General features: G+C 42.7%; 23 protein-coding genes. 6 read left to right on the forward strand and 17 right to left on the reverse strand.

The genetic code is table 11. The annotated features are described in order from the left end of the window. Window positions 1–357 precede the first annotated feature (357 nt). Window positions 358–1773 carry an alanine/glycine:cation symporter family protein gene (locus J3P43_RS09610; protein WP_255901574.1) on the forward strand — a complete coding sequence of 472 codons (1416 nt, stop codon included), beginning with the start codon at window positions 358–360 and terminating at the stop codon, window positions 1771–1773. A gap of 64 nt (window positions 1774–1837) precedes the next feature. Here J3P43_RS09610 and J3P43_RS09615 read toward each other — a convergent pair whose 3' ends face one another. Next, window positions 1838–2803 carry an erythromycin esterase family protein gene (locus tag J3P43_RS09615; protein ID WP_255901577.1) on the reverse strand — a complete coding sequence of 322 codons (966 nt, stop codon included), beginning with the start codon at window positions 2801–2803 and terminating at the stop codon, window positions 1838–1840. Window positions 2804–3025: 222 nt separating this feature from the next. Here J3P43_RS09615 and J3P43_RS09620 point away from each other — a divergent pair, with 222 nt between their 5' ends. Then, entirely contained in the window at window positions 3026–3925 is a 900-nt protein-coding gene (locus J3P43_RS09620) for a FimB/Mfa2 family fimbrial subunit (RefSeq protein ID WP_255901579.1), read from the forward strand. Window positions 3926–3983: 58 nt separating this feature from the next. Here J3P43_RS09620 and J3P43_RS09625 read toward each other — a convergent pair whose 3' ends face one another. Further along, window positions 3984–4382, reverse strand: a complete 399-nt coding sequence (locus J3P43_RS09625) for a VOC family protein (RefSeq protein WP_255901581.1) — start codon at window positions 4380–4382, stop codon at window positions 3984–3986. 183 nt (window positions 4383–4565) lie between these two features. After that, entirely contained in the window at window positions 4566–5258 is a 693-nt protein-coding gene (locus J3P43_RS09630; RefSeq protein ID WP_255901584.1) for a formylglycine-generating enzyme family protein, read from the reverse strand. Window positions 5259–5448: 190 nt separating this feature from the next. Between J3P43_RS09630 and pelA the strand changes: the two genes are divergently transcribed. Beyond that, on the forward strand, window positions 5449–6642 hold the full coding sequence (pelA, locus tag J3P43_RS09635) for a pectate lyase (RefSeq protein ID WP_255901586.1): 1194 nt from the start codon (window positions 5449–5451) through the stop codon (window positions 6640–6642). Window positions 6643–7105: 463 nt separating this feature from the next. On the opposite strand, the gene J3P43_RS09640 is transcribed toward pelA, so the two are convergent. From J3P43_RS09640 to J3P43_RS09695, 13 genes are all read right to left on the reverse strand, one after another. Beyond that, window positions 7106–7678: a dihydrofolate reductase family protein gene (locus J3P43_RS09640; protein WP_255901589.1), complete on the reverse strand. Its 573-nt coding sequence runs from the start codon at window positions 7676–7678 to the stop codon at window positions 7106–7108. Between the two features lie 127 nt (window positions 7679–7805). Next, entirely contained in the window at window positions 7806–8294 is a 489-nt protein-coding gene (locus J3P43_RS09645; protein ID WP_255901592.1) for a DinB family protein, read from the reverse strand. A gap of 297 nt (window positions 8295–8591) precedes the next feature. After that, window positions 8592–9707: a cyclopropane fatty acyl phospholipid synthase gene (gene cfa, locus J3P43_RS09650; protein WP_255901594.1), complete on the reverse strand. Its 1116-nt coding sequence runs from the start codon at window positions 9705–9707 to the stop codon at window positions 8592–8594. 104 nt (window positions 9708–9811) lie between these two features. After that, a complete protein-coding gene (locus J3P43_RS09655; protein ID WP_255901596.1) occupies window positions 9812–10465 on the reverse strand; it encodes a lysophospholipid acyltransferase family protein in 654 nt (217 codons plus the stop codon). Then, on the reverse strand, window positions 10462–11289 hold the full coding sequence (locus tag J3P43_RS09660) for an alpha/beta fold hydrolase (protein WP_255901598.1): 828 nt from the start codon (window positions 11287–11289) through the stop codon (window positions 10462–10464). Before J3P43_RS09660 ends, J3P43_RS09655 begins: the two co-directional genes overlap by 4 nt. A 259-nt stretch (window positions 11290–11548) precedes the next feature. Continuing rightward, window positions 11549–12253 (reverse strand): hypothetical protein, encoded by a 705-nt coding sequence (locus J3P43_RS09665; protein WP_255901600.1) that lies wholly within the window; start codon window positions 12251–12253, stop codon window positions 11549–11551. A gap of 457 nt (window positions 12254–12710) precedes the next feature. Beyond that, window positions 12711–13256: a hypothetical protein gene (locus J3P43_RS09670; protein WP_255901602.1), complete on the reverse strand. Its 546-nt coding sequence runs from the start codon at window positions 13254–13256 to the stop codon at window positions 12711–12713. Window positions 13257–13325: 69 nt separating this feature from the next. Further along, entirely contained in the window at window positions 13326–13919 is a 594-nt protein-coding gene (locus J3P43_RS09675; RefSeq protein WP_255901604.1) for a Crp/Fnr family transcriptional regulator, read from the reverse strand. Window positions 13920–14322: 403 nt separating this feature from the next. Further along, complete coding sequence (locus J3P43_RS19695) at window positions 14323–14565, reverse strand: integrase core domain-containing protein (protein ID WP_369414790.1); 243 nt, start codon at window positions 14563–14565, stop codon at window positions 14323–14325. Then, window positions 14552–16186, reverse strand: coding sequence for an ABC-F family ATP-binding cassette domain-containing protein (locus J3P43_RS09680; protein WP_369414791.1), 1635 nt, complete (start codon window positions 16184–16186; stop codon window positions 14552–14554). Before J3P43_RS09680 ends, J3P43_RS19695 begins: the two co-directional genes overlap by 14 nt. A gap of 513 nt (window positions 16187–16699) precedes the next feature. Then, complete coding sequence (locus tag J3P43_RS09685; protein ID WP_255901606.1) at window positions 16700–17383, reverse strand: RibD family protein; 684 nt, start codon at window positions 17381–17383, stop codon at window positions 16700–16702. Between the two features lie 104 nt (window positions 17384–17487). After that, window positions 17488–18072 (reverse strand): hypothetical protein, encoded by a 585-nt coding sequence (locus tag J3P43_RS09690; RefSeq protein WP_255901608.1) that lies wholly within the window; start codon window positions 18070–18072, stop codon window positions 17488–17490. A gap of 301 nt (window positions 18073–18373) precedes the next feature. Then, window positions 18374–18811 carry a VOC family protein gene (locus J3P43_RS09695; RefSeq protein WP_255901610.1) on the reverse strand — a complete coding sequence of 146 codons (438 nt, stop codon included), beginning with the start codon at window positions 18809–18811 and terminating at the stop codon, window positions 18374–18376. Between the two features lie 333 nt (window positions 18812–19144). Between J3P43_RS09695 and J3P43_RS09700 the strand changes: the two genes are divergently transcribed. Then, window positions 19145–22504, forward strand: a complete 3360-nt coding sequence (locus J3P43_RS09700; RefSeq protein ID WP_255901612.1) for a VCBS repeat-containing protein — start codon at window positions 19145–19147, stop codon at window positions 22502–22504. A 2-nt stretch (window positions 22505–22506) separates the two neighbouring features. Next, window positions 22507–23829 carry a vanadium-dependent haloperoxidase gene (locus J3P43_RS09705; protein WP_255901614.1) on the forward strand — a complete coding sequence of 441 codons (1323 nt, stop codon included), beginning with the start codon at window positions 22507–22509 and terminating at the stop codon, window positions 23827–23829. A gap of 402 nt (window positions 23830–24231) precedes the next feature. Here the strand turns inward: J3P43_RS09705 and J3P43_RS09710 are convergent, their stop codons facing one another. Then, window positions 24232–24546 carry an HPF/RaiA family ribosome-associated protein gene (locus J3P43_RS09710; protein ID WP_255901618.1) on the reverse strand — a complete coding sequence of 105 codons (315 nt, stop codon included), beginning with the start codon at window positions 24544–24546 and terminating at the stop codon, window positions 24232–24234. A 441-nt stretch (window positions 24547–24987) separates the two neighbouring features. Here J3P43_RS09710 and J3P43_RS09715 point away from each other — a divergent pair, with 441 nt between their 5' ends. Beyond that, entirely contained in the window at window positions 24988–26184 is a 1197-nt protein-coding gene (locus J3P43_RS09715) for an MFS transporter (RefSeq protein ID WP_255901620.1), read from the forward strand. Window positions 26185–26448 lie beyond the last annotated feature (264 nt).

Below are 26448 nucleotides of genomic sequence, written 5' to 3' on the forward strand. Positions count from 1 at the left end.
CAACCAGAATGTCGATGCTTAAGATCGTAGTTTTTGCTACGACCTTTTAGTGCTTCATCTGCTCTAGTTCGTTCTGAACCTTATCTGCAGTGTTCAGTACAATACTCCTGCCCGTCTCCGCCTCAAGGTAACCTGGGGTTGAAGTTCATAGTTTTGAGATGAGCTTTCATCTAAAAAGAACGGGGTGTATTCGTCGAGATCCTCTCGCAGTAGTTATAGCCAGTCCCTTTGGAGATAGTTTGGATGTAACCTCGAATCAGACTCCTGCTTTCCCCTCGCAAGGAATGTTTCAGTATTTGATTTAAATCTATTACTTTGGCTTTTGGGCAAAATGCATCACCAGCACTTAAGCAATCAATGGAAAAGATCATTACATCAATTAACGACATAGTCTGGAGCAATGCACTTATTGTGCTGTGTATGGGAACAGGGATTTATTTCTCGGTAGTAACCCGCTTTTTGCAGGTGGGCTATTTAAGAGATATGGTAAAATTACTTTTCGGCACAAAAGGCTCTGCAAAGGGAGTAAGTTCTTTCCAGGCTTTTTCCATAGCAATTTCCGGGCGGGTAGGTACAGGAAATATTGCCGGGGTAGCCACAGCCATTGCGATGGGCGGCCCCGGTGCTGTTTTCTGGATGTGGGCAATTGCATTTTTAGGGAGTGCTTCCGCTTTTATAGAAGCTACCCTGGGGCAAATATATAAACAGGTAAACAACGGACAGTATCGGGGTGGACCGGCTTTCTATATCGAAAAAGGTTTGGGGATAAAATGGTATGCCATGGTGTTTGCGGTAGCCACCGTATTGAGCACCGCCCTTTTTCTACCTGGCGTACAAAGCAATAGCATTGCCTTAAGTATGCAAAATGCCTTCAATCTGCCTGTCGAGTTTACAGGGGCAGGTGTGGCGATTTTGCTTGCATTAATAATTTTCGGAGGAGTAAGGCGCATAGGCAAGGTGGCAGAAGTGGTAGTTCCATTTATGGCCGGAGCTTATATTTTGATGGCGCTGGTTATCATGGCGCTGAACATCCAGGAAATTCCAGCAGTCATAGGCCTTATATTTAAGTCGGCTTTCAACTTTGAACCGGCCTTTGCAGGAGTTTTCGGCATGGCTGTATCATGGGGAGTAAAACGTGGAATCTATTCAAATGAAGCGGGTCAGGGTACGGCTCCGCACGCCGCAGCGGCTGCTGAAGTAGATCATCCTGCCAAACAGGGACTTGTGCAGGCCTTCTCTGTATACATCGACACCATGTTTGTATGCACCGCAACTGCTTTTATGATTTTATTTACCGGCCAATACAACGTTTTAAACCCTGACGGGGGCTTCATTGTGGAAAACCTTCCGGGTGCAAAAATTGGCGCAGAATTTACTCAGTATGCGATAAGTCATCACTTCCCGGCCCTGGGAAGCGGGTTCGTGGCAATTGCCCTTCTGTTTTTCGCCTTTACTACCATCATGGCTTACTATTATATTGCCGAAACCAATCTTAGCTATTTAGATAAAACCGAAAATAAATGGGCAGTAACCGGACTCCGGCTCCTCATTCTTGCCGCCACTTTCTATGGCTCGATAAAAACTGCAGAGTCTGCCTGGGCATTAGGCGATATGGGAGTAGGTATAATGGCCTGGCTAAATATCGTCGCTATTCTTCTTTTGCAAAAGCCGGCATTGAAGGCGCTTAAAGATTACCGCCAACAACGGAAAGAAGGGAAAGATCCGGTATTCAATGCACAGGAATTGGGTATTAAGAATACGGATGTTTGGTAGCTGGCTCATTATAAACTTGCATGAGAATGTTGAGATCGAGGCCTCAACCTGATACCACCCCACCCTATTTCAAAGTCTTTGACTCGGTTGTCGTTCGAATGAAAACAAGACCATCAAAATCAGCACCCGGGACTATAGGCAGAAGTCTGGGTTCCCGCCAGTCTGAATAGATATTTGTAATCAGGTTTTTCGAACCTAAAAACGGATTATCAGGTTGGTCAAAATCAACAAAGAATGCCTCCAAGCGGGCCTCACGGAATAAATCCGAAAGAGTATCTTCTGTACCAGTGAACTGGCGAACTTCGATTCCGCCTGAGTTTATCACATTTACGCTGCCGCTGTAGGTATCAAAGCCAATAGCATAATAATGGTCTCCAAACTCCTCCTTGACATGATATCCCATGCCTTTGTACTGTGCCATTGTGGTGTCTTTGGCGAGGTGCAGGTTATGCGACCACAGAATACTTTTAGGACTTCGCAGTTGCTGGGTTCTGATGAATTTTTTTGCCATCTCTTCGTCCCTCGTAAGCGGATCCCGCCAAAATTCCTCATCATCGAAGCCAAGTATCGTTACCTTATCGTATAAAGACCTCGACTGATTAAATCGATGAAGCCACTGGCATAACAGGTAAATTTGATCCGAGTTATAGAGCACCATCGACTTAATCATACTCTTTAAATCCCCTCTGCCCGTTTGAATGTAATTGTTAATTGGTTCTATATAACTATTTGCAAATTCCAGACCGATTAGACGGTATCCCTCTTGGCTAACCAGATATTCAATCATTCGCCTCTTATGAAAATAAAATTCGTGGGTTCCGTGTGAAGCTTCGCCCAGCCCGACTATTGTTTTATCCTTTACAATTTTCGATAAAAACCGCAGATCGTGATGAGAGGAAGCTGAATCTGACGGTAATTCATGTGCATTCTTATTGATCCAATCGAGCGACGTGTTTTGAGGATAAATCACAGAAGGAAGTGAAAGTAAAACCATTAGCAGAATTGAATTGAAGACGTTTCGTGAGTTCATGTGGGATAATGTTTAGCCGTTCAGCATAGTGGGTAGATGACGAAAAGTGGATAATTCCACAAATGCTCCGGTGTCTGACCATGCTACCAGAATTAATAGGCTAATTGGGTTCATTTTATTATGGGGCACCATCCAATTCTCAGATTAACCATCAATATTACAGATATTTAAAGCCTTTTTTCATTCCCTCTTGTCTCCCTTCTACTACTCTAATCTACCGCTATGAAAAAGATCTTACTGTTGATTCTTACTTATGGAATTGTGCTGTCGGCTTGCCAAAAAGATAATGCTTCTGCTCCGCTTTCCGACGCACAAAAATACAAGGTATCATTTGTGGTAGCAGGAGAATCGGACCTTTTCTCAAAGTCTGGTTCAACCATCTCTGCAGCTGGCGATACGCTAAATAATCATGCGAACATGTTATACTATTACGTTTACAATTCGTCGGGGGTATTCGTAAAAAAAATGACCCAAACCTCCAGCATGCCAAACTTTGGAACAGTAACTGACTCTTTACCGACAGGAAATTATTCGATATTCATGCTGGCTACACACGCAGAGATCGCCCTGGTTGAAGAATCGTCTTTTTCTACCGTGGCTTTTGGCCACAATTCTTATTTCCCGTTTGGTGATGCTTTTCTGAAAAGCTTTCAACTCACAATAGGCACTCAAAATGTAAATCAAACTGTACGGTTAGACCGCGTAGTTGGTGGTTTAGAAATCACTATTCTTGACGAAATTCCGGCGAATGCTGCTTATATTGATATTGCCCTTTGGAACGATGCGAACAGCTACTCTATTAGCCAGGGCGTAAGTAGTGGCACGTACCATTCGGGCGCACGGTTTACATTAACAGCAAGTGATAAAGGGCAAAAAAATCGCAAATTTCTTTTCCATGTACTCAACACGCACAGCCCCATACCAGAGATTAAGATCTATGCTAAGGATGCCCAAAATCAACAGATTGCATTTAAGAAAGTCAACGATGTTTGGTTTTACAAAAACAAGAAAACTTCTTTGTCGGGTAACCTGTTTCCTCAAACCGCAACTCCTGAGTCAAGTTTCTCTGTAGTGGTTAATCCAACCTGGGATAGTGCCCCCGGGCCGGCAGTTACATTTTAAGACATAATCGTTTCCAAAGGAGGATTTTATTAACGGGCCTGTAGTAGTCTGAAAACGCTTAATTAAACCCGTCCATATAAAAGACATTGAACCTGTGACCATCGGGGTCCGAAAAATCAAAACCGTAGTATCCTTCTCCAAATTCTGCAGGCGTTGAAATGATTTTGCCGCCTGCTCCCCTAACTTCCTTTTCCCATTGGTCAACTTCTGCTTTGCTTTGTGCGCCAAGCGTGAACAAGACTTCATTTCCATGCTGCATGTTGGCTAACTCTCCTTTTAAAGCAGCTTTAAGTTTATCGCTTATAAAAAAATTTATGACAAACTCATCTTCACCAATACTAAAACTGGTTAAATCGTCAGATGCTCCGTTGTATTTAAAGCCCAGTTCGGTATAGAACTTAGTCGTCCGTTTTAAGTCGCTTACAGCCAGATTTGCCCATATTTTTTTCGTTTTCATAACATTTATGTTTTAGGATTATATTTCAATACTGGAAATCCCTTGACTTCAAAGGTAGTCAGCAAATGACATCTTGCCGAGGTTATTTGCGTCATATTGAGGGTTGTTTGCGTCAGGTTACCAGCCAAGGCATTGAAAGCTGCCTTTATCTGTAGTTCGGCACGCTGCGAGAAGCCAGGCTTCTTATTTGTTTTTAGCGATTCTAAAGCCCAGGTCTTCAATTTTAAATTTTAAAGGATGACTTCTCCTTCGCGTGGTGGCCATGACACTGCGTTCTTCGTCAGACCAACCACCGCCCCTGATTATTCGATATGAGCCGTAGACTGTCTCGTCATAAATATCAGAACACCATTCCCAAACGTTTCCCAGCATATCGTAGAGGCCCCAGGCATTAGGTTCTTTTTGTCCGACCGGGTGAGGTGCATTTCCCGAATTGTCTTTATACCAGGCTATCAAATCCAGTTCAGCATATCTAATTCCGTTTGTTCCTGCCTTACATGCATATTCCCATTCGGCTTCTGTTGGCAATCGAAAACCATCTGCCTCAACATTGGATGAGATCTCCTCGATGTTATCCTGAATTATATAGTACAACTCCAACCCCTCCCGTGTTGATAAGGAATTGCAAAAAATCACAGCATCTTTCCAGGTAAGGGTTTCCACCGGTAGATTTTCGCCTGTAAAGGTGCTTGGCGACTCCCGGGTAACTTCAAAGTAAAACTCCTGTGTCACCGGAAACCTGGAGATTAAAAAAGGTTGAATTTCAGTTGTCCACTTTTTCTTTATCCGGTCATCTCTCAATTCAATTGTCCCAGCTGATATTTCTGCCATCAGGTCATTAAGGTGACTAGTATGATTGATTCCTGTTTGTGTCATTTATAATCTCAGTCGGGTCTCAATATAAAGTTTTACTTGTACTCCTTCTATAATAATGCAATCCTCATCCAAAGTTTTTGTTCAAAGCTTACAGGTAAGTAAAATATTACACGCTTAACAAGCGGCTTTAAGTTGCTTTCGCTACTTTTAAGACTGAAGAACCTGGCCAGTGTATACTAACGCCTTTTAAATGAACTGCAAAAACCTTATTACTGCTAAAGCAACCTTCTTTCTACTTGCATTGGGCTGCGCACTCCACAGCCAGCCTGCACGAGCTCAAAAAACCGATACAGCCTATCAATACACGCAAGTGGATCCGGGGCCATTTGCAGATAATGCAAACCACTGGTACGGTATAGCCGACAAAGGCAATGTCATTAATGCGCGCCCGGGCAGGCCAAAATATAAACCGACCGAAATGGTAAACATCGCAGACAATATCTTACTTTTTCAACATGTTAACGGTGGATGGCCAAAGAATTACGATGTGTTTGCCATTCTGACAAGTGACCAAAAAGACAGCGTACTGGCTGCTAGAAATAAGCTGCACACCACCTTTGATAATGGAAGCACATACAATCAGATAGTAGTTCTGGCTAATGTTTATACCGTGACGAAGGATGAGAAGTATAAATCAGCAGCATTAAAAGGATTTGACTTCATCCTGAACTCGCAATACAAAAATGGCGGCTGGCCTCAATATTATCCTCTTGAAAACAATTATAGTAGGCACATTACCTTCAATGATGGCAATTTTACCGGTATAATGACCCTTCTACGGGATGTTTATATCAGTAAACCGGCATACGGGTTTCTAACGCCTGATTATAGGAAAAGGCTGAAAGCTGCTTATGAAAAGGGGCTCGATTGCATTGTCGAAACCCAAATTAATGATGCAGGTAAACCCACTGCATGGTGTCAGCAGCATGATGAGATAACACTTCAACCCGCCTGGGCACGAAAATTTGAACCACCCAGTATCTGCAATAAAGAGAGTGCAGATCTGGTACTTTTCTTAATGGAGATCGATCATCCTGAAAAAGAAATTATTAATGCGATACATAACGCGGTGCGGTGGTTTAAAGAATCAGCCATCAAAAACACAGTAGTTAAAACCATTCAGGCAACACCTCAGGCAAGCCCCTATCGCGTTTCCAGAACCGACAGAGTGGTAGTAACAGATTCTGCCGCCCGCCCTATCTGGACCAGATTCTATGAACTCAAGACTCATAAACCATTATTCTGTAACCGCGACGGAAAGGTGGTGTATTCTCTTGCTGAAGTGGACCGCGAAAGACGCGACGGATATGCATGGTATACTTACTCACCACAGCAAGTGCTTAATAAATATCCTGAATGGCTTAAGAAGCACTCGGGAGGATAAATGATTTCGGATTGTTTGAGCCGGAGCTTCGAATAAGGCATCGGTTTGACTCGCTAAGCAGATAAGTGCAAACCGGCAGCAAGGTTGATTACAAAGCCAGTATCAATTCAAAACACTCATGCTTCTGATTGGTTACTATAAAGCAGTTAAAACAAGAAAAAGATGATTGACGAAACTGATAATAACACCGAGAAGGAGATAAAACGAAAGTTTGCGTTTGCCTGGTGGGAAATATTCTTGCTTATATTACTGATTGCCTTAGTTATTTATTGGTTGACCTAGTAATCTGCAAGACACAATTTCGATGAGCAAAAGGAATGATTTTTTGAGACAGAAACTCAAATAAAACAACCCTCATCGGCAGGGCGTTGCTTAGTTTCCAGGGGCCGGAGAATGATTCTCTTAATAGTAAGGCATTTATACGGTTTCGGGACAGGCCATTACTTGCTCCTGAAGCAAGGGTCTAAGCGTTGTCTACCGTGTAATTCAGCTCAGTTACCCCTGAAGCAAATTGCCGGGTAGTCAATAATTTTAGTTTTATTTTGTCTTTAATGTTTGCAAACAATGGAATACCTCGTCCAAGAATAATTGGATTAACAAACAGCCAGTAGCCGTCAATTAAGTTTTGTTGAATAAGTGAATGCGTTGCTGTGGGGCTGCCAAAAAGCAAAATGTCTTCACCTGGCTGTTGTTTTATTTCATTAATTCTATCGGAAAGATTCTCGCTGATAACTTTTGTGTCAGGCAAATCCGCATCACCCATTGTCTTTGATAAAACAACTTTTTGAACTTTGCTATACCACTTTGAATGTTCAATATCGTGCGTGGTGGCATTTGGCTTGTCTGCTGCGGTAGGCCAGTAACTTTCCATCATCTGATAGGTTACCCGTCCGTATAACGCAGTGTCGCCTTTGCTTATCCGCTTACCGACGTGATCAAAAATTTCTTCGTCAACTTTAACCCAGTCGAGTTCTCCGTTCGGTCCCGCAACAAAACCGTCAAGCGATATGTGCATAAATGAAATTATTTTTCTCATAAAGTTCTCATGTTAAGATTCGTTATTGACTTTGTCGCTGCTGTTCGCAAACAAAACTAACGTTTAAAATCAACTCGACAGCAAGGGAATCGGCTCGCAAGCCGCTCAAGTTCAATGATCTGTCAAATCAGTCGTACCGCATCGGCGTTTTTCCAAAGCCCCTTCTTAGAATCCCTATCTGTCCGATGTGATAAGCCATGTGATGATTGATAAATGCCCAAAGCTCTCCGGCCGAATCTGCAACCTCATCAAATGGCTCGGGGGGAGTGTTGTTCAACATTTCAGGACTTAGTTTTTCCAGCGCTTCCCGCAGAGGGGAATGTAACTGATTCCATTCGGCTTTAATCTCTTCGATTCTTGGATAGGGAAAATTATCTTTCGCTTCTGATAGTCCCATCACCGAAAACAGATCATTCCATTTCACTTCTACGTCTACCCGTGCCATTGCAGCAAGGCCGTACTGTGAATTTAACAAATGCCCTGCAAGATATTTAACGTGATTCATCTCAACATTACCATTCAGGCGTTGATTTGTCTCTTCGTCTGAAAATCCATCCAGCACATTATTGTATAACCGATGGTGCAAATCAAATTGGGTGAGCAGCAATTTATTCATAATATCTCATCTTTAGCTAAAGCCATCCTTGAAAAGGACTAAACATTTATGTAAAGATGGATTTTACCGCTTTTATCTTTCGGGGGTGAAAGAGGCAATTAGCGGGGGCGATTGCGACAGCCGAGGAAAATTAGCTTTAACGCCAGAATCAGGAGACGGGCTGCGAAATGCAAGACTCAGCTTTGGAAAAGACTTTTGATGAGTGGAGGGAACGGTGGCGATATCAGAAAGTTATTTACTTAATGTCCCTATTGGTGCTTCCATGCCTTTCAAACGTGTTAAATAGTATCAAGCACCCTAACGAACAGCTTCATAACTACCTACATGTAAAGGTTTTGTTAAAACGATTTGCCAAAGATGGTTTTTACGCGATCGGAACGATGCCGCGCTTGCGTTAAGATAATAGCGCCACATACGGTAAAAAGTTTCATCATAATCACCTTTGATACTGTCCCAGCTATCGTCAAAGTTTTTGAGCCAGGCAAGTAATGTAGGGTCGTAATCCGGACCGAAGTTATGCCAGTCTTCCAAAACAAACAGTCCTTGCCAGGCTTTAGAAAGCTGGCTTGCCGATGGTAGCATGCCATTAGGGAAAATGTATTTATCTATCCATGGGTCTGTGGTTTTAGCGTCGTAATTGCCGCCAATGGTGTGGATCAGAAATATACCGTCTTTTGTAAGATTTTTCTCAGCCACTTCCATGTACTTCCTGAAATTACGGTGCCCTACGGCTTCCAGCATCGCTATTGATACTACTCTGTCAAATTCTCCTTGTACATCACGATAATCTTGTATTCTAATTTCAACCGGTAAACCCTTATTAATTTCACGGGCTAGGATAGCCTGCTGCTCAGATATAGTAATTCCTACCACAGAAACACCATATTTTTCAGCGGCATATTTAGCAAATCCTCCCCAACCACAACCGATTTCCAACAGGCTCATTCCTTTTTCTAATTTCAGCTTGCGGCAAATAAGATCTAGTTTGGCTTCCTGGGCCTCGTCAAGGTTGTTCGCTGCTCTCCAATAGCCGCATGAGTACATCATACGCTTATCAAGCATCTTTTCAAAAAGCTCATTACCAATATCGTAATGCTTGTACGCGACCTCTTTAGCTCTGTTCTTTGTTTGCAGATTGTTCAACTTTGCCTTTAATGTGTAGAATACAGTGGAGGCGTCTATTGGCATTTTTTTATCTATACGATGATACAGCACTCTGAAGAAAAACTCATCCAGGGCTTCACAGTCCCACCATCCGGCCATATAAGCCTCGCCAAAACCAATCGAACCGCTACTTAAGATCCTATCGTACAACCTAGGGTTATGCACCTGCATATCCCATGGCTCATCGCCATTTATAGTAATACCTACTTTAGCAAATGCTTCATAAATAATTTGTTTAATTGGAATCATCTAAAAGGTGTTTTTTTTAACTGTAAGGATAAAAGTATAAATTTTGGCCTATTTACAAGGGAGGGGTAACTTGATGTTCATATAAGTGGTGCTTTGAGGATCAACTATTGTTTTTCTGTCAGAACTCTTCCCGGCGGGTTATGCAGATTGCGTTGTTTAGCTTTACATGTTGTATAAAACTCGTTATAAGCGGATTCCATTTTAGCGAGATCCCGCTCACCGGTATACTGCTGAAGATATACCCTGGCATGTGGTTTAAAGCTGTCGAGGTAATCCAGTAGGGTAACTCCGAAAATCACCTGGAAAGGAATGTTGGATGTTCTTTTCAGGATGACCGACAAACCGTTCTCAAAATGTATTCGTTCAAGATGCTGAGAGTATACCTCGCCTTGCGGGTAAATTCCAAGCATATTCCCGGGGGCCTTCAAAAGTTCTGCCGCATAATTCAGCGATTCAATAACTTCGCGCGATGCTTTTTTAACAGAGAAGCAACCAACATACCTTAAGGGAATAAAAGCTTTTAGCTGGTCCTCTACTACCATTACCCGGAACTGCTTTCTCAGTATCAGTCGGTTAAGGCGGTGTAAAATAGCCCCGTCATTAAAGCTGTAATGATTCATCAGAACCAGACAGGCCTGTTCAGGATCAATAACAGGGTTGTCAAGAAAACTGATCTTGGCAAAGCGCCGCAGAACCGCCTTTTCTACAATATGAGTAAAAAACCATTTAAGTTGTTTTATTGGCCTATCCCGGATCATATAGTATTGACCGCAAATTGCCGGTTAATAAGTTCACCTAACTCTTCATTCACCAATTCATGTCCGGTGTTAAGTATGTGTAACGATGTATTTTCCAGCATCGCAGAAAACTCATGACCGATTGATGGCGGGAATAACCGGTCTGTTTTCCCAAAGTAAAACCAGGTGTTTATCCGGTTCATATTAATAAGCGCTGCAAGTTTCGCTTTATTAAAACGTAGATTGGCATGATATGTAATTGCCTGATAACAGGTAAGTCGTGTCGTTTCGGTGCCGAACTCCCCTTGTAAGATCCGATGCAGCGAATCATCTATATAACGGAATTTTAAAAGGCTGTTCAATATCAGCCTGACCGTTTTGGGACTGTAAACAAGCTTGTAAAATATCCTATTTATAATCAGATTACCGGAGCCGAATTGAAGGAGTTTGTTTGGCTTTATGCCGTCCGGGGCAATAAAAAAGGCATTGTGAACCTTAAATGGCATGTATTCTATAATGGAAAGAGCCATTAACGCTCCCATGCTGTAAGATAACAAAGAAACCATTTCAAAGCCCATTTCTTGAATAAACTCGGCCATGTAACCGCCAAATTCTGAAGAAGACATACCCTTGCGTATTACCGCAAGCGAGCTGTCCAGCAATTCTGTTTGCCCGTGAAAAAACAGGTCGAAGCTGTAAATGGTATAGCGCTCGGCAAATGCATTCTCAAGCACTGAAAACTGGGTACCTTTCATCCCAAAGCCGTGAAAAGCCAGCATAGCCTCGGGGCCATTACCATATGTTAAATAGTGTAACCGGACTCTGTTATTCGTAAAAAAAGCCAAATTGACCAGATTGAATAGGCGACAAAATTAAACTTATTCTTCAGGTTTCCAAAAGGAGGTAGATGCTGAATTAAGGTATCATCTTAAGAAAGAATGAGTGATTACTTGGTTTTTGAGATCAGAAATACGCAAACTTTAACCTCAGACAATGATATAGTTCCGTCAATTCGATATCATCCCCAATATCCCTCTGGGTTGCCGTCGATTACTTTGCCTCTAGACCAAATAGTTGTACCGTTAACATTGATAGTATAGCCATCTATAATTTGCGACTTGGAACACCAAGCAGGTACAATCTCTTTGCCATTCCGGGAATTAAGCCTTTTTCCCATTTATAGTCTTTAGTATGTAATCCCTCTAATAAAACATCGATATCGTTTAAGGTGTATGTTCTGGCATTAGATACGGCGCCATCCCAGGCAAAGAAAAAAGGAATCACAGGCAGAAGATAGGTGAATACTATTTGCTTTAGGGAAAAAGGTCTCACTAAAGGCGTTATGAAGAAAGCCATCAGAAAAATCATGGGCAGCGAGATCCACCATAAAAATGAAGGCAGACTATTATCGCTTATTTCATAAATACAAATGGGTTGATTACTGTCTCTGGCGTTCTTTAAAATCGCTTTGGCGGTATCTGGTTTCATATGATGAAAGCTTCCGACCATTGTCCGCACTCCTTTTAATTTGTCGTCAACATCTTTAGCGTTTACAGGTGAGGCTTGATAAGAAAGCCCCGGGATACTTGACTTGCTAATTTCTGCGGCAAGTTCTGCGTTAGGATAAAGATCAGTAAGAATTAATTCAAGTTTTTCAAAACCCGGCTTCTTTCTTAAAAGATTATACACTTCTATCATAGGCCCCCCGCTTCCTGAACAAAGGTCAATAATTCTGACCGTGTCTGTTGTTTGCAGCGCTTTTGCGGTTAAGGCTGTTAAACGATCCGAAGAATTCAATAGTTTATGCATAACAACTATTAATCGGGTTAAACAGATCCTGATCCAATTTGGAAACCACGGCTGATCCTCGAATTCAAACAACTGTATCCTCTTCATAAATAAAAGCAATCGATCATGACAGATATAGTCTCTATTGCAATGGCGAAAGTAACATTTTAAAACCGAGCAAAAACGCCTTAAAACCCACTCGATGTCAACAATACAAGTCTTGATACCGAGGCAGCGAGAGGAAGTTCTAATAGAGTGGGGATAAGAGGATTTACGGCGACTCAGAATGAACGCCCTTTTTATTTATCGCTCAATATAATTTTGCAAAACACCTCGCCAGCCGGGTCAATCAAAACTCAAAATAAAGTAAATAACCCATCCTGCAAAAAGAATGACCGCAAAAAGAGTTGCATAAACGGTTGTCACGCCAATGGATCGGATTATTTTCACAAAGTCGCTCATTCGAGTTTGTCAATCGTTACTCTTTGTTACTAAAAGCAGCTCCTGTAAAGGACGGTTTTGGCCGACTCACAGTTGTCTCCCGAGTTATTTGCCACTGGTATGATTCGATTAAATAACCTGACAGCAAGATAAGCAATCCCGTAATTACTATTGCGCCACGGCAGTTTATCAACCACAGCCACTCAGTTCTTACTGAATTCATGTCACTGAAATTATTTGCGGGATAGTTGTTGATAATATCGTTCAACGGAATGGATTTATTAATTGCCAGGAATAAATCGACTGCAATGCATATAAAGGAGAGTAAAACAGTTATAAAAGTTATTGACCTCAGATTCCGGTGATCTAGTACGAGAATAAGGAGAGCCACACCCATAGACGAAAGATAGAGAAATCGAAGTGGATTGCCAATAACGGCATCGATTGCCTTTCGCTGTTCAATAAAAGCCGGGATTGAAATGGATTGCAGGGCTTTATTAATGCCGATTAAATAAAACATTCCCTGTGAAGCGATGAACAAATACAGAAGAAGATACACGGTTCTTAAGGTGAAAACTTTCATAAAGTTCTGGTATTATGCAGTGATTTTTATGAAACAAAGATTGAACGAAACCCAGTCAGATTTATTGATCTATATCAATTTCGCATGAAACTGATGTGCCGTTTTGTTTCTTATTCTACTTACCGTTTCGGGCGACAAGCCCAGATAGGAGGCAATATATTTGAGCGCCACTCTTTGTAAAATTTGCGGATTATCAGCAACGAGGCCCATATACCGCTGCTCGGCCGAATTCAATAAAAAAGATATTTCTCTATTTTCCTTTCTTATAGCAAAGTAGCCAAGGACTATTCTGATAAAATTGCTCCAGCAATGATACTTTTCAACGAGGCTTTGGAGGGGTGAAAAGCCAAACGTAATCAGTGTAGTGTCTTCCATCGCCACTACGTTAAACTGAGCCGGTCTTTGGGTTTGAAAACTAGCAACTGAGCCCGTGAAGTTGTTCTCGAAACAAAAATCTTTGGTAACTTCTTCTCCATCTACCAAAAAATACAGTCGCGTAAAGCCTTCGGTAACAAAGCCCATGCGGTAACACACCTCCCCTTCCAGTAAGAAGTGTTCATTTTTTCTCAGCCTTTTTATTGAGAGGCACTTTTCCATCGCCTGCCACTCCTCGTCATTAAAAGAGATTATCGATTCGCAAAAAGATCGGAAATTTTCTTTCATCAATAATGTAATTTACTTATAAGTCAGCTTGATTGTTGTTGGTTAGACGGGGTGAGACTTGTATTTCCAATTTTTAAATATAACGATATTCTTGCCTGCGTTTTAGATGTACAGAAAGGATGCTTGTTACAGACAGGGAGCATTACATGGAGCAGCAACCGGTGCTGCTGGTAGAGAATGCTTAAACGGTTTTCTGCAAATCGCTGGCAATTTTAAATTCTTTTCAGTAAATTAGTTCGGCACAACTATCCTGTACTGGTATGGCATTTCATACTCTATCCATACTTTATCTATGCTTCATCCATACAGTATCTATACGTGTGTCTCGTCCTGAAATGGCTATACAGGTTTATTAATTAATTGTAGATTGGCTATACACTGCAAAGTGTTAATTGTAAATGAGCTATACAAGTGTTTTTTCATTTCGATTGTAGTTTTTGCTCTTCCATCTTTTTCTGAGTATTCCGGTTTTCAAATGAGCCTGTTCGGGCGTTAAAAAATCACAACTGCTGTGCGGTCTGAGGTGGTTGTATGCTTCTATACTTTCTTTGATTTTTTCACTGGTTTGTTCCATTCTTTTCTCTGTCCGTAGAGTTAAGGTATATTGAAAACACTCCCGAGAAACACACCTACTAATTCTGTTCAATCTCTTTCAAACTGGCCATTTTCTTGTAGGCCAGGAAACCTTTAATATCTTCAAAGTGCTCGCGAACACGCTTATTACCAAACTCGAATACTTTTTGTACCAGTCCGTCTAAGAAATCGCGGTCATGCGATACCAGGATCAAGGTACCATCAAAGTCTTTCAGGGCCTCTTTAATGATGTCTTTGGTCTTCATATCTAAATGATTCGTCGGCTCATCGAGGATCAACACGTTTACAGGTTCTAACAGCAATTTGATCATAGCTAAGCGGGTTTTCTCACCGCCGGAAAGTACTTTCACTTTTTTGGTAGTATCGTCTCCGCTAAACATAAAAGCACCTAAAAGGTCTTTGATTTTTATGGTTCCATCAGTTAAAGGAATCTGATCAATCGTGTCAAACACCGTTAGACTTTCGTCAAGCAATGCGGCCTGGTTCTGAGCAAAATATCCGATTTTGGCATTGTGACCAACTTTTAAACTTCCCTCAAAATCAATCTCGCCCATAATGGCTTTTATCATGGTCGACTTACCTTCACCATTTTTTCCAACAAAGGCTACTTTTTCTCCCCGCTCAATCACCATCGAAGCCTTTTCGAATACCACATGATCGCCGTATTTTTTCGTGAGCTCCTCTACCATTACCGGATACTGACCCGAACGTGGCGATGGCGGAAACTTCAAACGCAATGCCGAGGTATCTACCTCATCGATCTCAAGGATATCGAGCTTTTCGAGCATTTTTACCCGCGACTGCACCTGCAGGGTTTTTGAGTAGGTACCTCTAAAGCGGTCTATAAATTCCTGATTATCGGCAATGAAGCGTTGTTGTTCCTCATAGGCTTTTAGCTGATGCACACGCCGGTCGGCACGCAACTGCAGATAGTGACTATATTTAGCTTTATAATCGTAGATGCGGCCCATGGTCACCTCGATGGTACGATTGGTAATATTATCAACAAAGGCGCGGTCGTGCGAAATAACCATCACAGCCTTTGCTGAATTGATTAGAAAATCTTCCAACCATTGAATACTTTCAATATCCATGTGGTTAGTGGGCTCATCCAGCAGAATCAGATCGGGTTTCTTTAATAAAATCTTGGCTAATTCTATGCGCATACGCCAACCGCCCGAAAACTCAGAAGTCTGACGACCGAAATCTGTACGTTGAAAACCCAAGCCTTTTAGAACTTTTTCTACTTCAGCATCGTAGTTAACTTCCTCTACCGAATAGATCTTCTCACTCAGCTCAGATACACGCTCAATCAGCTTCATATAATCGTCGCTTTCATAGTCAGTTCTGATGGTGAGTTGCTCATTCAACTCTTCCATTTCCTTATGTAGCTGGTTAGCCTCCTGGAAAGCCTTTGAGGCTTCCTCGAAAACGGTAACATTGTCGTGAGTAAGCAAGTGCTGCGGCAGATAAGCAATCACGGCATCTTTCGGCCCCGTAACAGTACCGGTAGTAGGTTTCGCAGCACCGGCAATGATCTTTAAAATGGTAGACTTGCCCGCACCATTTTTACCCATCAGGGCTATTTTGTCGTTCTCGTTGATTGGAAAGGTTACGTCACTGAACAGGGTGGTTCCGCCAAAAGAAACGGAGATATTATTTACATTAATCACGAAATGAGGATATTAAAATGAGCGGCAAAGATAGCAGAAAAGGGTCACGCAGGTACCCTCTAATACAGAATTTACAAATGTCTTAGAATTGGAGCCAACGCACCATCTCCCATTTTGAAGGAGACCCGGAAAAACTAATCTACTGTTCACAGCACAACCATAAACTCAAATGTGTGCAACTGAAACTGTTTAAAAGGCCAATTCCGAATTTTGCCGGATTTTGCGAAAGCTTGCCGCAGGTTGCGAACGGAGGGCGACTTTGTTCGGGGCGCGTTCGGAAAAAGAGGGGGCACGTTCGGAAATTTCCGAAGCCTTTCCGAACCAGTTCCCTTCTTGTCCCCTAACAGGTGTCTGTCTGTTGTCTTTAGTTTTCGACCAGATTTCTGTCCTGTAGAGTTAAGCGCAGCGTCTCTACGCACAGCTGCGTCGACTCTTGACATATCTCTGGAAATAATGTTTTAACTCAATGCATAGCGGCTTTCTTGCGCTCACTTGAGGTGGTAATCGGGCAGTTCATCGCACCACAGAATACCTGATCCACAAGAAGTCATCAAAAACCGGTTCAAATGACTTTAACTTGAATCGGGTAGCTTTACGGTCGCCATAACCTTCCTCAGCTTCAAAAACGGTAGGTGCTCCGATGGTTCCGTCGGCCACAGGGGCTAAAACCAGGCTGAATTCATCTATTAGCCCAGCCTTCAAAAAGGAACCGTTTACATGGCCTCCCCCATCTATACGAACGGTCTTGATATGAAATAGCTGATACAACTTTTCAAGTACCAGATGCAGGTCCAGCTCTTCTTTACCGCCGAAAATATAGGATACGTTTCTATCTCTCAGGTGCTCAAGGTATGCGTCGGGCACTTTCTCGGTCAGCACTTCGATAACATGTTCAGTCGAAACCATGTTCGTATCCCAAACACACTTGCCAGATGGGTCGATCACTGCAGCAAATACGCGGGCTGGCTGATCGGCTACGAAGTCTTCTCTCGGCCCGTCGTTTCTGCTATCTCCAAAATCCAGGACCTTTTTACCACTAAACTCCTGCATGGTTACCCGGCCAACCAGCCAGGCATCGGCATCTATTTTTGCAGCCGTTTCTTCAAAGTATTTATGGTGATCGTCGAACCCCCAAATATCCTGCTTGATGCGTCCATCTACAGAGCCCAGCATGTGACAAATAACGTATGGTTTCATAGTATTCTTAACACCGTTTTTAAGGGCAGGTTTGATTGATGAGTTCTGAACTTGCCGAAAACAAAATTCAAAAATGTTCGATATGACCGTTAAGAACTGAGCTTTTATTTCCTCTGGGTCTTTACTTTAAAATGAAAGGTGCCGGTCACTGTTTTCTTGTTAGTCTCGTTCAAAGCCTCATGCATGACCATGCTGTAGCGGCACTTCACCTGAAATAAAGCCATGTTATTACTTACCCCAACGTATTTAATCTCCACAACCTCGTTATAGGAATTATCGCTAAGTCCTGCCTCGCTAATCAACTTACTTTGAGCCCCTGCGGTAACAGGAAGTTTTTGAGAAAATTCAAAGGCGCTGGAATTTGCGCCGGTAACTACGATTGCGTGCTTTTTGATGTTCGAAGGCTTAACCATTTCGGAACTGTCGCGAGGGAACGAAAAATAAAAAGTTTCCTGCGTTGAGGCAGATGTTGCCGACACATAGTAAGTTACATCATCCAGGAAAATTGGGTCCAGGTTAAGATGGGTACAATCAATCTTTCTCTCCCAGTCAGGGGTTTTAAAAGCGAGATGAAGGGTGTTATCAATCCCCGTAGTTTCCTCAGAGCTATCATCGTCATCTCCCTTCTGGCAGGCGAAAACAGCTGAAACGGATAATGCGATCAGGAATAATTTGTAAAATTTTCTCATATATTAATTTTGACAAAAATAGATTTACCCCGATCCCTCTACAATACCCGAATTTGAGTATTTTTTATCTTAGGCCCTGGTAATTCATTGCTCCGGGGATTTTAAAGTTATGCCGCGGCACAGCCATTCAGGTACGGCGGAGTCTTTTAAAAAGCTTAGCTGGTGAAAGATCTGGTTGGAAATGAAATTCAGATGCGGAAAGTTAAAGATCTCTGGGCGAGATTAAGATAATAAATTCCTGTTTGCGGTACTCGACATGCCCGGGGTAGAACATGTCGAGTACCAGCCTCCAGTATTTTCCTTATACTTTCCCCTTATATTTTGGGTCAAAGTCTACCATCCATTCAATCCCGTATTTGTCTCTGAACATTCCGAAATATGAACCCCAGGGGCTGTCGGCCATCGGTACTTCGATACTACCGCCTTGTGTAAGTCCGCTAAACAATCTGTCGGCCTCTTCGCGACTTTCGGCACTAATGGAAATTTTAGATCTGTTCTCATTTTCATTTACCCGTCCCATAAATTCCGGAACATCGTTGCCCATTAAAACGTTCTGGCCAATAGGCAAAGCAATGTGCATGATCTTATTTGCTTCGCTCTCTGCTACAGGAAATTCGCCGCCGGACATGTCCTTGAAGCGTACAATCATTGCGAATTCTCCGCCAAATACTGATTTGTAAAAGTTAAATGCTTCTTCGGCATTTCCGTTGAAGTTAATGTGTGGGTTGATAAGTGCCATAATTGATTGCTTTTTTGAAAATCAAACTTACCGCTTAGTCACCAATAAACAAGGTATAAAAGCGTCAAAAGAGAGGTGATTTGCGCCATATTGCTTGCACTTTCGAGAATCTTTTGAGTTTTCAATTCTTAGGGGATAAGAAGCCCGGCCCAACAAAATTATTGATTGGCTCGAAGGACATGAACAAGGCCTGGACTTATACATAATTTCGCCTTTTGCGTGCTGGCCCAGGGTGTGAATCAGAATATCGTTATGAAAATAGCCTGATAAGTAGTAAATTGCATTGAGATGCCATTCCAGGCGAAGGAGTTATAGACCCAACAGATAGTTTTTATGAGATTTTATTTACGTTTTCTGGCGCTATTTTTAGCTGCTGTATGTCTGTTTGCATGCAAAAATCGGGAAAGCTCTGCATTCACCGAACTATCCTCCAGTAGAACAGGCATCGACTTTAATAACGAGATTACGGAAAGTGATTCGGTAAATCTTATTGTTAACGAATACTCATACGCCGGAGCGGGAGTTGGTGTGGGCGATTTCAATAATGACGATCTCCCTGACGTGTTTTTTGCCGCAAACCAGGAATCCTGTAAGCTATACATAAACAAAGGTGACTTCTCGTTTGATGACATCACTGAAAAGGCAGGTCTGAAAACCGACTTTTGGGCTATGGGAGTTAGTGTGGTCGACATTAACAACGATGGTTTCGACGATATTTATGTATGTGTTTCCGGAAGTAAAAGTCCCGCCCGCCGTCGCAATCGTCTTTATATAAATAATAAAGACCTGACTTTTTCAGAAAAAGCCAGTGAATATGGACTTGCGAGCGAAGATTTCAGCACACAGGCAACGTTCTTTGACTATGATAAAGACGGCGACCTGGATGTTTACTTGCTTAATCATCAGCTGTTTGGAAACAATAAAAACCTGGTAGTAGCCGGCGACTTTTCAGGTGCATCCCCCTCTGCAGACAGATTGTATAGGAATGAGGGTATTCCCGTAGGTAGAACCCACTCCGTTTTCAAGGACATATCTGTGGCAGCCGGAATCAAGGAAGATGGATATGGGCTTGGCGTGGTAGTAACCGATGTCAATAACGACAACTGGCCCGATCTTTACATCGCCAACGACTATGTTAGAAACGATTTCTTGTGGTTAAACAATCAGGACGGAACTTTTAGTAACGTCATAAGCTCTGCAACCAAGCATCATAGCTATTCGAGTATGGGAGTGGATGCTGCCGACATTAACAACGATGGCACTTCTGATATCACAACGTTAGATATGCTCCCTGAAGAGAATGAGACCAAAAAAATGATGTATGGCTTTCTTAATAACGAACGCTATGAACTCGAGCGCCGAATGGGTAATGATCCGCAGTTTATGCGAAATATGTTACAGCTTAATAACGGAGTGCGGGAGGTGAACGGAAAGCGGGAGCCATTTTTCTCTGAAATTGGTCAGCTGGCGGGAGTGCATGAAACAAACTGGAGCTGGAGTGTTTTGATGGCCGATTTTGATAACGATGGATTTAAGGATATGCACGTTACGAACGGTTACGGCCGGGACATGTTAAATAATGATTTTTTAGCATTTAAGGCAAGCAATTATATCGGCCAGTACAGCACTGATGAAAGTAAACACAACAAAGCTCTTACTGAAAAGCTTCGTGAGTTCGGCAATGTTGAGCTTAAAAACTACCTGTTCAAAAACAACGGCGACCTCACATTTAAAAATTTGGCGCAAACTTCAGGACTCGAAACCGAATCGCTATCCAACGGCTGCGCTTACGCAGATTTTGATAGTGACGGCGACCTCGACATGATGGTGAACAACATTAACGAAGAAGCCTTTGTGCTTGAAAACAATACGGTTAGCAAGGATAAGTCTGCGGGTAATTTTTTAGCCGTTAAATTGGTTGGTGGTCCACAGAACATTAATGGATTCGGGGCAAAGGTGATGGTGTACTCTCCTGGAAAAATGCAGTGCATGGAGCAATATCCGGTGCGCGGCTACGCCTCAACGGTTGATAAGATGCTGCACTTCGGGCTTGGAGCTGCTACTTCAATTGATTCTATCAGGGTTATCTGGCCCAATGATAAAGAGCAGGTTCTTGCAAATCCAAAGTTGAATTCTGTTATTAAGCTAAAAGAGAAAGATGCTGTCAGGAACTTCGTTGTATCTCCAAAACCTTCTTACACTTTTGAAGATGTGACCAAGGCTATGGGAGTTGATTTCAAACATACGGAAAGGTTTTTCCACGACTTTCAATTTCAGCAATTGCTTACCCAGAAATATTCGCAGCTCGGGCCCTTTATTTCTACGGGCGATATCAACAACGATGGTCTCGAAGACTTTTTTGTCGGGGGAGCATTTAAGCAGTCGGGGGCATTTTTTATTCAACAGAAAAATGGCTCGTTTATCAAAAAAGAACTCGTAAAAGGTGAAAAGAATGAAGAAGATTTAGGAAGCCTTCTGTTCGACGCAGATCAGGACGGAGACCTCGACCTTTTTGTAACCAACGGGAGTTACGAGTTTGGTCCAACTGCTGCCTACTATCAGCCTCGCTTATATCTTGATGACGGGAGGGCTAACTTCAGACTGGATAAAACTGCCATCGCAGCGAACGTATCAACGAGTGCCCAGGCCGTTGCCGGAGCCGATTATGATGGAGACGGGGATATAGATCTTCTCGTAGGCGGACGGGTACAACCGGGGCAGTTCCCTGCATCGCCGCAGAGCTTTCTTCTACGGAACGATAAAGGTAAATTCGTCGATGTGACGGGGGCAGTGTGTCCGGAGTTGAAAGAGGCAGGTATGATTACATCCGTTTTCTGGACGGACCTCGATAGTGACAACCGCCCGGACCTTATTATCGCCGGTGAGTGGAGTACCATACGTTTCTTTAAAAACTCCGGCGCCAGATTAAATGAAATCACTTCTTCAACAGGGTTGCAGAATTTAAGCGGCCAATGGAGAAGTTTGACAGCAGCTGATTTGGATAAAGATGGCGATATAGATTTTGTGGCCGGAAATATAGGCTCAAATAATAAATACAGGGCCACTCCCGAAACACCGATTAAACTCTTTGTGAAAGATTTCGACTATAATGGTATTGTAGATCCTATTCTCGCCTACCATATCCCTAATAAGAAGGGCGAAAGAAAATTGTATCCGGCTATAAGCCGCGACCAGTTTGCATCACAGCTTCCGGCCATTAAGAAAAGATTCTTAATGTATGCCGACTATAGCGACAAGACCATAGACGAAATTTTCACCGATGAAGATAGACTGGGTCTGGCAACACTGGTTTGTGAAGAAACCCGTAGCGCCTGGATTGAAAACAAAGGAAATGGCAAATTTACTGCGCACTTCCTTCCGGTTGAAGCACAATTAGCCCCGGTAAATGCTATCGCTTGCGCCGATATCAACGGCGACGGAAATCCTGATATCATTATGGGTGGAAATGAGTATCAAAACGAAGTAATAACCGGAAGGTATGATGCATCCTATGGGTTGGTGCTGTTAGGAGATGGTAAAGGAGGTTTCACCGCATTGTCGCCGGCTAAATCAGGATTAATCTTAGATGGCGATGTGAAGGACCTAAAACTAATCACAACTGTTAAAAATAAAAAAGTCTTGCTCGCCGCTATAAATGATAGCCCTCTGAAGGTATTATCGATATCTAAATAATTATGAAATCTAAGTCCTTAGTTCTCCTGTCGCTCCTTTTTATATGCTCTTGTCAGAAAAAAGAGTATAAAAAGGTTTTGCACGATCCCAGACTTTTCAGCGAGACTGTAAAAGAATTAAATCACGTGGTAATGGACAATAGTTTTTCGCCGGTGGTTGCATCCCGTAACTATGCTTATGCAGCCATCGCGGCCTACGAGGTGATTGCAGCAGGCCTGCCGGAGAAATATCAGACACTGCAAGGGCAGTTGAAGGATTTGGACTCATTACCCAACCTGAAGGAAAAACATAAAGTGGATATTGAATACGCCGCATTGCTTGCCTTTTGCAGCGTGGGACAGGCTGTTACGTTTCCCGAAGGAAGTATGAAGCTTTATGTAGATAGCGTAAAACAGCTGGCGGCGGACCATGAAATGCCTGAAGACGTGAAATCGCAATCAGAAGATTTTGCTTCTCAGATTTCGAAAGCTATAATCAATTGGAGCAAGGGGGATAATTACCTGAAAACCCGTGCAGCGGAGAAATATATTGTAACCAATAATGATGGGTACTGGGCACCAACCCCTCCGATGTATGGAGATGCCATGGAACCTCACTGGAATCAGATAAGACCTTTTGTTCTGGATAGTGCCGATCAGCTCAGGGCGCCAAAGCCCCTGGAATTCAACATGAAAGACACATCAAGTGCATACTATAAGGAAGTGATGATGTTGAAGAGGGCTAGCGAAAATCTCACTGAAGACCAAAAGCACATGGCACTCTTTTGGGACGACAATCCGTTAAAAATGAATGTTTACGGGCACGCCCAGTTTAGTTCCAAGAAATTTTCTCCACCCGCGCATTGGATGAGTATCACCGGTATTGCGGCCGAAAAAGCAAAATTTAATTATGCCGAGACCGTGTATGCGTTCGCTAAGGTATCTATCGCCTTATTTGATGCATTTATCCAGTGCTGGGATTCAAAGTTTACATACTCCACAGCGCGACCGGAAACTGTGATTAACAAGTTTATCGACAAAAACTGGACTCCGTTATTACAAACGCCTCCGTTCCCTGAATATACTTGCGGTCATTCTACCATATCGTCGTCTGCCGGCGAAGTATTGACAGAAATCTATGGCGATAATTTCGCCTTTACAGACACTACAGAGCGCGAATTCGGCATCAAAGACCGTTCGTTTAAGTCGTTCAGAGCTGCTGCTGAAGAGAATAATTGGGCCAGGTTTTACGGAGGCATACACTTTCATCAAAGCTGCCTGGTTAGTACAGACCTTGGCAGAAAAGTAGGACAAATGGTTGTTGCTAAACTTAAAATGAAGAGATAGCTTATTCGATTGAGATCTGGCTGGTCGTAGCTCAAGCTACCACCAGCCCCATCAACCTCTCTCGCCTTGGTTCGTGCCCCCACGAACCAATTCAAGCTCACCGTAAATCCTTTAAAAAGGAAAATGAATTATTTAACCGTCATAGTACTTCGTCGAAGAATACTAATAACCTGAAGGCTCAATTTCATACTGGTTGGCAGTCCAGAAATAAATTTCACCCCGCTCAATGTAAGATTTCCGCTTTCATTCGAAGACGTTATATCCATGAACTGAAATAATACAGTAATTAGGGATGGTTGGATATGCTGGTTCGTGGGGATACGAACCAAGGCGAGGGTGTGAGTCAGACACACTTTCTATAAATGTTCGTAGAGCCCTGAGAACTCTACGAACAATAGGAAACTAATGAGATTTCAGTTTTCCAAGCACGGTTTCAAGGGCGGCTTTTAATTTATCGGTTGCACCTTTAACGGCTTGTTCTATGGTATCAGCGTGATTGGTGACGGCAAGTGGTTGTAAGCCTTCAAGTCGCGCCTCAATCATACAGCGTTGATCGTTCTTGCCTTCTTTTGCCCCGTTCTCATCAGCCAAATGTACTTCAAGCCGGGTGATGTGAGTACTGTAACGACTCAATGCCTCAGTAATTGAGGTGTTGAAGTATACATTTTGTCTTTCGCTGCCATTTATATTGTGGTCTGTGTGAAACTGAATTATCATATTTATCTATTAAAATTTCTGTAATCTAAGATTTATTAAATAACTGAAAGTAAGAACCAGGTAATAAAGCATATGTTTGAAGCTGTCACTAACAAATATTATGCTCTTAATTATAAAAGCAAAGATTATTCAATCGGCTTATTGATAATAACACCTAGAACATTCCTGGTCTGCAAGAAGCTTTCGATAACCGGGAAGGGATGATAATACCCTAAACAGAGACGACAATAACATAACGCCGTCATTGCGAGGCTGAAGCTCCGGGTGTCACCACGCGGAATCGAAGGGTGTGCGTGGGCGCCGTGTATTTTAAAATACGAAGTTCAAGCGCTAATAGAAAAGCAACAGCAATAACACCGTACCGTCAAAAATTAATTCTCTCCGATACCTTATGATGATTTTGAAGACCTTTGTACAAATATCGAGAAGCCGCCATACATTTTGAGTTCAAGCACAGATACATCCTACTTAAATACAGATAAAAAACTAGTTGCGGGATTAAGCCCTGACCGCATTCGCTGGGCGGTGTCGCTCTTTTATTTCGGTCAAGGCATCAGCTTTGCTTCCTGGGCAAGTCGCATTCCGGATATTAAGCAGCACTTAAATCTTTCTGATGCCCTGTTGGGCAGCATTCTGCTTGCACTTCCGTTAGGACAGTTGTGCACCATGCCCATATCTGGCAGATTGGTTACCCGTTTTGGCAGCGGCAGGGTACTTACCATAGCAGCGCCATTATACGCTTTGGCACTCAGCAACCTAGCTTTATCAACCCAGGCATGGCATTTAAGTGTATTCTTGTTCCTGTTTGGAGTGATCGGCAACATGTGCAATATCGCTGTTAACACACAAGGTGTAGAGGCCGAAAAGCTATTTACCAAGCCTATCATGACCTCCTTTCATGGCGCCTGGAGCATCGCGGGATTTGCAGGAGCATTAATCGGGTTGTTAATGATAAATCTGAATATTCAGCCTTACCTGCATTTCTGGATAATCACCATCCTTATCTGGTTTAACGTGGCGTTTAACTACAAATATCTGGCACCGGGAAATAACACGTCGAACACGAAAGTTAAATCGGGCTTCTTTATAAAACCGGAAGGAACATTGCTGCAGCTGGGGATCATCGGTTTCTGCTGCATGGCAACAGAAGGGGCGATGTTCGATTGGAGCGGAGTGTATTTTGCAGACATTGTGCAGGCACCTGCTTCTTTAATCGCGTTAGGTTATGCATCGTTTATGATTATGATGGCTTTGGGGAGATTTGTTGGCGACACCATTATCTTGAAATTAGGACGAAAACGCACCGTTCAATATAGCGGCATAATCATGTTTACAGGAATGTTTATCTCCGTATGTTTTCCCTATATCGTCCCTGCAACCATAGGGTTCATGCTGGTAGGTATCGGAGTTTCGAGTATCGTGCCTACCGTTTACAGTGTTGCTGGCAAAAACAATAAAGTATCGCCAGGCATGGCGCTTACTATAGTTTCCAGTGTTAGTTACTTCGGCTTTCTTATGGGGCCACCCTTAATCGGTTATATCTCCGAACTGTCGGACCTCCGTTATTCTTATGCAATTATCGGCTGCTTCGGACTATTGGTGAGTTTTCTCGCCACTAAGATCACTGCACTGGATTAAATCGAATCCTCTCCCCATTATTTGCCGCCTGGTTGCTTAGCCGGTTAGGGCGAAACAGTTGCGGGTCTCGCTTAATCATCGTTTCATAGGAGGAGGATTTAGGCTTACATCATCATAACGACCGCTTACACAGCCATAATGTCCGGTTACATTATCATAATGCGCATTTACACAGCCATAATGTCCAATTACGTTACCATAATGCTCGCTTACACGGCCATAATGTCTGGTTACAGTAACATAATGCGCATTTACACAGCCATA

The organism is Paradesertivirga mongoliensis (genome assembly GCF_024436395.1).
GTDB classification, from domain to species: domain Bacteria; phylum Bacteroidota; class Bacteroidia; order Sphingobacteriales; family Sphingobacteriaceae; genus Paradesertivirga; species Paradesertivirga mongoliensis.

Excerpts from the sequence above, each read along its gene's own strand:
- J3P43_RS09610 (WP_255901574.1), top strand. The coding sequence starts at position 358 with ATGGAAAAGATCATTACATCAATTAACGACATAGTCTGGAGCAATGCA.
- J3P43_RS09615 (WP_255901577.1), bottom strand. The coding sequence starts at position 2,803 with ATGAACTCACGAAACGTCTTCAATTCAATTCTGCTAATGGTTTTACTT.
- J3P43_RS09620 (WP_255901579.1), top strand. The coding sequence starts at position 3,026 with ATGAAAAAGATCTTACTGTTGATTCTTACTTATGGAATTGTGCTGTCG.
- J3P43_RS09625 (WP_255901581.1), bottom strand. The coding sequence starts at position 4,382 with ATGAAAACGAAAAAAATATGGGCAAATCTGGCTGTAAGCGACTTAAAA.
- J3P43_RS09630 (WP_255901584.1), bottom strand. The coding sequence starts at position 5,258 with ATGACACAAACAGGAATCAATCATACTAGTCACCTTAATGACCTGATG.
- pelA (WP_255901586.1), top strand. The coding sequence starts at position 5,449 with ATGAACTGCAAAAACCTTATTACTGCTAAAGCAACCTTCTTTCTACTT.
- J3P43_RS09640 (WP_255901589.1), bottom strand. The coding sequence starts at position 7,678 with ATGAGAAAAATAATTTCATTTATGCACATATCGCTTGACGGTTTTGTT.
- J3P43_RS09645 (WP_255901592.1), bottom strand. The coding sequence starts at position 8,294 with ATGAATAAATTGCTGCTCACCCAATTTGATTTGCACCATCGGTTATAC.
- cfa (WP_255901594.1), bottom strand. The coding sequence starts at position 9,707 with ATGATTCCAATTAAACAAATTATTTATGAAGCATTTGCTAAAGTAGGT.
- J3P43_RS09655 (WP_255901596.1), bottom strand. The coding sequence starts at position 10,465 with ATGATCCGGGATAGGCCAATAAAACAACTTAAATGGTTTTTTACTCAT.
- J3P43_RS09665 (WP_255901600.1), bottom strand. The coding sequence starts at position 12,253 with ATGCATAAACTATTGAATTCTTCGGATCGTTTAACAGCCTTAACCGCA.
- J3P43_RS09670 (WP_255901602.1), bottom strand. The coding sequence starts at position 13,256 with ATGAAAGTTTTCACCTTAAGAACCGTGTATCTTCTTCTGTATTTGTTC.
- J3P43_RS09675 (WP_255901604.1), bottom strand. The coding sequence starts at position 13,919 with ATGAAAGAAAATTTCCGATCTTTTTGCGAATCGATAATCTCTTTTAAT.
- J3P43_RS09685 (WP_255901606.1), bottom strand. The coding sequence starts at position 17,383 with ATGAAACCATACGTTATTTGTCACATGCTGGGCTCTGTAGATGGACGC.
- J3P43_RS09690 (WP_255901608.1), bottom strand. The coding sequence starts at position 18,072 with ATGAGAAAATTTTACAAATTATTCCTGATCGCATTATCCGTTTCAGCT.
- J3P43_RS09695 (WP_255901610.1), bottom strand. The coding sequence starts at position 18,811 with ATGGCACTTATCAACCCACACATTAACTTCAACGGAAATGCCGAAGAA.
- J3P43_RS09700 (WP_255901612.1), top strand. The coding sequence starts at position 19,145 with ATGAGATTTTATTTACGTTTTCTGGCGCTATTTTTAGCTGCTGTATGT.
- J3P43_RS09705 (WP_255901614.1), top strand. The coding sequence starts at position 22,507 with ATGAAATCTAAGTCCTTAGTTCTCCTGTCGCTCCTTTTTATATGCTCT.
- J3P43_RS09710 (WP_255901618.1), bottom strand. The coding sequence starts at position 24,546 with ATGATAATTCAGTTTCACACAGACCACAATATAAATGGCAGCGAAAGA.